At 57.0% G+C, this 6,780-nt stretch carries 9 protein-coding genes; 7 read left to right on the forward strand and 2 right to left on the reverse strand.

Annotation, left to right across the window (positions count from 1 at the left end):
• The 7 genes from AB7E14_RS18200 to hycI all read left to right on the forward strand — a co-directional run.
• On the forward strand, positions 1-910 hold a 910-nt coding region (locus AB7E14_RS18200), incomplete at its 5' end, for a proton-conducting transporter membrane subunit (RefSeq protein WP_428169760.1).
• 2 nt (positions 911-912) lie between these two features.
• Positions 913-1,836, forward strand: a complete 924-nt coding sequence (locus AB7E14_RS18205) for a respiratory chain complex I subunit 1 family protein (protein WP_044327883.1) — start codon at positions 913-915, stop codon at positions 1,834-1,836.
• 17 nt (positions 1,837-1,853) lie between these two features.
• Entirely contained in the window at positions 1,854-3,563 is a 1,710-nt protein-coding gene (gene hycE, locus AB7E14_RS18210; protein WP_042999590.1) for a formate hydrogenlyase subunit HycE, read from the forward strand.
• Between the two features lie 9 nt (positions 3,564-3,572).
• On the forward strand, positions 3,573-4,115 hold the full coding sequence (gene hycF, locus AB7E14_RS18215; protein WP_044255059.1) for a formate hydrogenlyase subunit HycF: 543 nt from the start codon (positions 3,573-3,575) through the stop codon (positions 4,113-4,115).
• Positions 4,115-4,882 carry a formate hydrogenlyase subunit HycG gene (gene hycG / locus AB7E14_RS18220; protein ID WP_042999592.1) on the forward strand — a complete coding sequence of 256 codons (768 nt, stop codon included), beginning with the start codon at positions 4,115-4,117 and terminating at the stop codon, positions 4,880-4,882. The genes hycF and hycG overlap by 1 nt, the downstream gene beginning before the upstream one ends.
• Positions 4,879-5,289, forward strand: a complete 411-nt coding sequence (locus AB7E14_RS18225; protein WP_044327113.1) for a formate hydrogenlyase maturation HycH family protein — start codon at positions 4,879-4,881, stop codon at positions 5,287-5,289. Before hycG ends, AB7E14_RS18225 begins: the two co-directional genes overlap by 4 nt.
• Positions 5,282-5,746 (forward strand): hydrogenase maturation peptidase HycI, encoded by a 465-nt coding sequence (gene hycI, locus AB7E14_RS18230; RefSeq protein ID WP_044327114.1) that lies wholly within the window; start codon positions 5,282-5,284, stop codon positions 5,744-5,746. Before AB7E14_RS18225 ends, hycI begins: the two co-directional genes overlap by 8 nt.
• 26 nt (positions 5,747-5,772) lie before the next feature.
• On the opposite strand, the gene AB7E14_RS18235 is transcribed toward hycI, so the two are convergent.
• Both AB7E14_RS18235 and AB7E14_RS18240 read right to left on the reverse strand, forming a co-directional pair.
• Complete coding sequence (locus AB7E14_RS18235; RefSeq protein ID WP_042999595.1) at positions 5,773-6,024, reverse strand: SymE family type I addiction module toxin; 252 nt, start codon at positions 6,022-6,024, stop codon at positions 5,773-5,775.
• Positions 6,025-6,191: 167 nt separating this feature from the next.
• Positions 6,192-6,780, reverse strand: a 589-nt coding sequence (locus AB7E14_RS18240) for a family 1 glycosylhydrolase (RefSeq protein ID WP_428169761.1), incomplete at its 5' end; no start/stop codon positions are given.

Here is a 6,780-nt window from a genome sequence, read left to right on the forward strand (position 1 = left end):
CGTGACCGGGATTGCTCTCAAACAACCGACGCTGATTGCGCTGGGCCTGACCGGTGGTCTCTATCACCTGGTGAACCACAGCCTGTTCAAAAGCGTGCTGTTTCTTGGCGCGGGCAGCATCTGGTTTCGTACCGGACATCGCGATATCGAAAAACTGGGCGGCATCGGTAAACGCATGCCGGTCATTTCCATTGCGATGCTGGTGGGGCTGATGGCGATGGCTGCACTACCGCCGCTGAACGGATTTGCTGGCGAGTGGGTGATCTACCAGTCCTTCTTCAAACTGGGCAACAGCGGCGCGTTTATTGGTCGTCTGCTGGGGCCACTACTGGCGGTCGGACTGGCGATTACCGGTGCGCTGGCGGTGATGTGTATGGCGAAAGTGTATGGCGTGACCTTCCTCGGCGCGCCGCGCACGAAAGAGGCGGAAAACGCCTGCTGTGCGCCTCTCCTGATGGGCATCAGCGTCGTGGCGCTGGCGATTTGTTGCGTACTCGGCGGGGTTGCCGCGCCGTGGCTGTTGCCGCTGCTGGCGACTGCCGTACCGTTGCCGCTGGAAACCGCCAATACCACCGTATCGCAACCCATGATCACGCTGTTGCTGATTGCCTGTCCGCTGCTGCCGTTCATCATCATGGCGGTGTTCAAAGGCAACCGTCTGCCATCGCGTTCTCGCGGGACGGCATGGGTCTGCGGTTACGATCACGAGCAGTCGATGGTCATTACCGCGCACGGTTTCGCGATGCCAGTGAAGGAAGCCTTTGCACCGGTTCTCAAACTGCGTAAGTGGCTCAATCCGGTAGCGTGGGTTCCGGGTTGGCAAAGCGCGGCGGTACCGGTGCTGTTCCGCCGCCTGGCACTGATCGAACTGGCCGTGCTGGTGGTGATTGTGGTTTCACGAGGAGCCTGAGAATGAGTGTTTTATATCCGTTAATTCAGGCGCTGGTGTTATTTGCCGCTGCGCCGCTGCTATCCGGCGTGACCCGCGTGGCGCGTGCCCGTCTGCACAATCGCCGCGGTCCTGGTGTATTGCAGGAGTATCGCGACCTGCTCAAACTGCTGGGCCGTCAGAGCGTCGCGCCAGCGGATGCTGGCTGGGTCTTTCGTCTGACGCCGTTTGTGATGGTGGGCGTTATGCTGACCATCGCTACCGCGCTGCCGGTGGTAACCGTGGGTTCACCGCTGCCGCAACTGGGCGATTTGATCACGTTGATTTATCTGTTCGCTATTGCCCGTTTCTTCTTTTCTATCGCGGGACTTGATACCGGCAGCCCGTTCACGGCGATCGGTGCCAGTCGTGAAGCGATGCTCGGCGTGCTGGTGGAGCCGATCCTGCTGCTGGGACTGTGGGTCGCTGCGCAGGTTGCGGGTTCCACCCATATCAGCAATATCACCGATACGATCTATCACTGGCCAGCAGCCCGCAGCATTCCGCTGATTTTGGCACTGTGCGCCTGTGCTTTCGCCACGTTTATCGAAATGGGCAAACTGCCGTTCGATTTGGCGGAAGCGGAGCAGGAATTGCAGGAAGGGCCGCTGACCGAATACAGCGGCAGCGGTTTTGCGGTGCTGAAGTGGGGCATTAGCCTGAAACAGTTGGTAGTACTGCAAATGTTTGTCGGCGTGTTCCTGCCGTGGGGACAGATGGAAACGTTCAGCGCAGGTGGACTGTTGCTGGCGCTGGTGATCGCCATCGTCAAGCTGCTTGTCGGCGTACTGGTGATTGCCCTGTTTGAAAACAGCATGGCGCGTCTGCGTTTTTGCGCCACCTCACGCGTGACCTGGGCCGGTTTTGGGTTTGCGTTTTTAGCGTTCGTCTCCTTGCTGGTGGCGTGATTTAAGAGAGTTTGAGCATGTCTGAAGAAAAAGTTGGTCAACAATACCTTGCCGCACTGCACCAGGCGTTTCCTGGCGTGGTGCTGGACGAAGCCTGGCAGACCCGGGATCAACTGACCATCACCGTGAAGGTCAACTATCTGCCGGAAGTGGTCGAATTCCTTTACTACAAGCAGGGCGGATGGCTCTCGGTGCTGTTTGGCAATGATGAACGTCAACTGTGCGGTCATTACGCGGTGTACTACGTGCTGTCGATGGAGCAGGGTACCAAATGCTGGATCACGGTACGTGTTGAAGTTGATGCCAATAAGCTGGAATTCCCGTCCGTCACGCCGCGCGTGCCGGCTGCCGTCTGGGGCGAGCGCGAAGTGCGCGACATGTACGGTCTGATCCCGGTCGGTCTGCCGGACGAACGCCGTCTGGTGCTGCCGGATGACTGGCCGGACGAACTCTATCCGTTGCGTAAAGACAGCATGGATTATCGTCAGCGCCCGGCACCGACCACCGATGCGGAAACCTACGAGTTCATCAATGAACTGGGTGACAAGAAAAATAACGTGGTGCCGATTGGCCCGCTGCACGTCACTTCGGATGAACCGGGACACTTCCGCCTGTTTGTTGATGGCGAAAATATTATCGACGCTGATTACCGCCTGTTCTATGTCCATCGCGGCATGGAAAAACTGGCGGAAACCCGGATGGGCTACAACGAAGTCACCTTCCTGTCGGATCGCGTTTGCGGGATCTGCGGCTTCGCCCACAGCACCGCGTATACCACCTCCGTTGAAAACGCGATGGGCATCGTGGTGCCGGAACGCGCGCAGATGATCCGCGCCATTCTGCTGGAGGTGGAGCGTCTGCACTCCCATCTGCTGAACCTCGGTCTGGCCTGTCACTTCACCGGTTTTGACTCTGGTTTTATGCAGTTCTTCCGCGTACGCGAAACCTCCATGAAGATGGCGGAGATCCTGACCGGGGCGCGTAAGACCTACGGTCTGAACCTGATCGGCGGGATTCGTCGCGATCTGCTGAAAGAGGACATGATCCAGACCCGTCAACTGGCGCAGCAGATGCGTCGCGACGTGCAGGAACTGGTGGATATGCTGCTCAGTACGCCGAACATGGAACAGCGCACCGTGGGAATTGGTCGTCTGGATCCAGAGATTGCGCGTGATTTCAGTAACGTTGGGCCGATGGTTCGCGCCAGCGGTCACGCTCGTGACACCCGCGCCGATCACCCGTTTGTCGGTTACGGTCTGCTGCCGATGACGGTTCACAGCGAACAGGGCTGCGATGTGATCTCGCGTCTGAAAGTGCGTATCAACGAAGTGTACACCGCACTGAATATGATCGACTTCGGTCTGGACAACCTGCCCGGCGGTCCGCTGATGGTGGAAGGCTTCACCTACATTCCGCATCGCTTTGCGCTGGGCTTTTCCGAAGCACCACGCGGTGACGATATTCACTGGAGCATGACCGGCGACAACCAGAAGCTGTATCGCTGGCGCTGTCGTGCGGCGACTTACGCCAACTGGCCGACCCTGCGTTACATGCTGCGCGGCAACACCGTTTCTGATGCACCGCTGATTATCGGTAGCCTTGACCCTTGCTACTCCTGTACTGACCGCATGACCGTGGTGGATGTGCGTAAGAAGAAGAGCAAAGTCGTGCCATACAAAGAACTTGAGCGCTACAGCATTGAGCGTAAAAACTCGCCGCTGAAATAAGGAATCGCCATGTTTACCTTTATCAAAAAAGTCATCAAAACCGGCGCGCCGACTTCGTCTTATCCGCTGGAGCCGATTGCGGTTGATAAAAACTTCCGCGGTAAGCCGGAGCACAATCCGCAGCAGTGCATTGGCTGCGCGGCCTGCGTGAATGCCTGCCCGTCAAATGCGTTGACGGTGGAAACCGATCTGGCCAGCGGCGAACTGGCCTGGCAGTTCAACCTCGGGCGCTGCATTTTCTGCGCCCGCTGCGAAGAAGTGTGCCCGACGGCGGCGATCAAGCTTTCGCAGGAGTATGAACTGGCGGTGTGGAAGAAAGAGGATTTCCTCCAGCAGTCCCGTTTTGCGCTGTGCAACTGCCGCGTATGCCATCGTCCTTTCGCTGTTCAGAAAGAGATTGATTACGCCATTGCGCTGCTTAAGCACAACGGCGACAGCCGCGCTGAGCATCACCGCGAAAGCTTTGAGACCTGCCCGGACTGCAAACGTCAGAAGTGCCTGGTGCCGTCCGACCGAATTGAACTGACTCGCCATATGAAAGAGGCCAGCTGATGAGCCATTTATTAGGTCCGCGTGACGCAAACGGTATTCCGGTACCGATGACGGTGGATGAGTCCATCGCCAGCATGAAGGCGTCATTACTGAAAAACATCAAGCGTTCAGCCTATGTTTACCGCGTGGACTGCGGCGGTTGTAACGGTTGTGAAATTGAAATTTTTGCGACCTTATCACCGTTGTTTGACGCCGAACGCTTCGGTATCAAAGTCGTACCGTCACCGCGCCATGCGGACATACTGCTATTCACCGGCGCGGTTACCCGTGCGATGCGCTCCCCGGCGTTGCGTGCCTGGCAGTCTGCGCCCGATCCGAAAATCTGCATCTCTTACGGCGCCTGCGGCAACAGCGGCGGTATTTTCCATGACCTGTACTGTGTCTGGGGCGGCACCGACAAAATTGTGCCGGTGGATGTGTATATTCCAGGATGCCCACCGACGCCTGCGGCAACGCTGTACGGCTTTGCGATGGCGCTGGGCCTGCTGGAGCAGAAAATTCATGCTCGTGCACCGGGAGAACTGGACGATCAGCCAGCGGAAATTCTGCATCCGGACATGGTGCAGCCGCTGCGCGTGAAGGTCGATCGCGAGGCGCGTCGACTGGCCGGTTATCGCTATGGGCGTCAGATTGCGGATGATTACTTGCGTCAACTCGGCCAGGGTGAACATCAGGTGGCGCGCTGGCTGGAAGCGGAAAGCGATCCGCGTCTGACCGAGATCGTCACCCACCTTAATCAGGTAGTCGAAGAGGCGCGTATCCGATGAGTGAAACGGTGGTGTTCAGTCAACTGAGCCGTAAGTTTATTGATGAGAACGATGCGACGCCCGCCGAGGCGCAGCAGGTTGTCTATTACAGCCTGGCGATTGGTCACCATCTTGGGATCATCGACTGCCTGGAAGCCGCGCTGACCTGCCCGTGGGAGGCGTATCTGACGTGGATTGCCACGCTGGAAGAGGGTTGCGAGGCCCGTCGGAAGATGGAAGGGGTGCCGAAGTACGGCGAGATCGTCATCGATTTTAATCATGTGCAAATGCTGGCGCACGCGTTTGATCGTGCGCTCGCGGTACAGACCCCGGAGCAGCAGGCATGGAGCAAACAGATGCTCAGCATGTTGCATGATATTCATCAGGAGAGCGCGATTTACCTGATGGTAAGGAGACACCGTGACTGACGTTTTATTGTGTGTTGGCAACAGCATGATGGGGGATGACGGCGCGGGTCCGCTGCTGGCAGAAAAATGCGCGGCGCAGGCGAAAGGTCACTGGGTGGTCATTGACGGAGGCAGTGCGCCGGAAAATGACATCGTGGCCATTCGCGAACTGCGCCCGGATCGTCTGCTGATCGTGGACGCTACCGACATGGGGTTGAATCCCGGCGAGATCCGCATTGTCGATCCTGACGATATCGCCGAGATGTTCATGATGACGACCCACAATATGCCGCTGAATTATCTGGTTGATCAGCTTAAAGAAGACGTCGGCGAGGTGATCTTCCTCGGGATTCAGCCGGATATCGTCGGGTTCTATTATCCTATGACTCAACCCATTAAGGATGCCGTCGACACCATTTACCAGCGTCTCGACGGCTGGGAGGGCCACGGCGGCTTCGCGGAATTAGCGGCGTCGTGACATTCATGCCGGATGACGCTCTGACCTCATCCGGCCTGTTCCTCTCTCACCTGTTCGATCACTAATTTCCCCTGCATTACCGCCACATTGACAAGGGTGCCGGTCGGAAAACCCGCCTGTTCCAGCCAGTCGCCATTAATGGTTAACGACGCATGCCGGCTATAGCGGCGCGTATTGCCGGTTTTTGGATCTTCATGGCGCTTTCTGACATAGCTCACCTTTAAACGACGAAACGGCCTGATGATAGCGATTTCAGGACTGCCAGCCTCAATAGTCATAAACGATTCCTTGTTGCCCACGAGTAGATGAAAATACCTGTATAAAATGCCAGTAAAAAAGGGAAGGGGCAAACCGGAAACTGGAAGGGAGATAGCGGAAACAAAATGCAAATGATGTAACGAGGGAAGGGAGGGGCGGACAGCGCGAGCGCCATCCGCCATCCTGTTTACGCCAAATCCTGGCCGTTGCTGGCGATCACTTTTTTGTACCACCAGAACGATTTTTTACGCGTTCGCGCAAGCGTACCGTTGCCGGCATCATCGCGGTCGACATAGACGAACCCATACCGTTTGCTCATCTCACCCGTCGACGCGGCCACCAGATCAATACAGCCCCAGGTGGTGTAACCCATCAACGGCACGCCGTCTTCAATGGCGTCAGCCATCGCACGGATGTGTTCGCGCAAATAGCGAATACGATAATCGTCATTAATGTGGCCATCGGCATCGATTTCATCTTTTGCCCCGAGACCGTTTTCCACCAGGAACAGCGGTTTCTGGTAGCGGTCGTACATCATATTCATCGTGATGCGCAGTCCAAGCGGGTCGATCCCCCAGCCCCAGTCGCTGACCTGGATGTACGGGTTGCGCATTGACTTCACCACGTTCGCGGCACTGCTGTTCTTTGTGTTCATCTCAGCCGACGCGCAGCGCGACGTGTAATAGCTGTAAGAGACAAAATCGACGGTGTTTTTCAGGATTGCATCTTCTACCGGGGCTTTCTCAATCACCACACCTTTTTCACGAAACACACGG

It is taken from the genome of Citrobacter sp. (assembly GCF_050252275.1).
GTDB classification, from domain to species: Bacteria; Pseudomonadota; Gammaproteobacteria; order Enterobacterales; family Enterobacteriaceae; genus Citrobacter_A; species Citrobacter_A amalonaticus.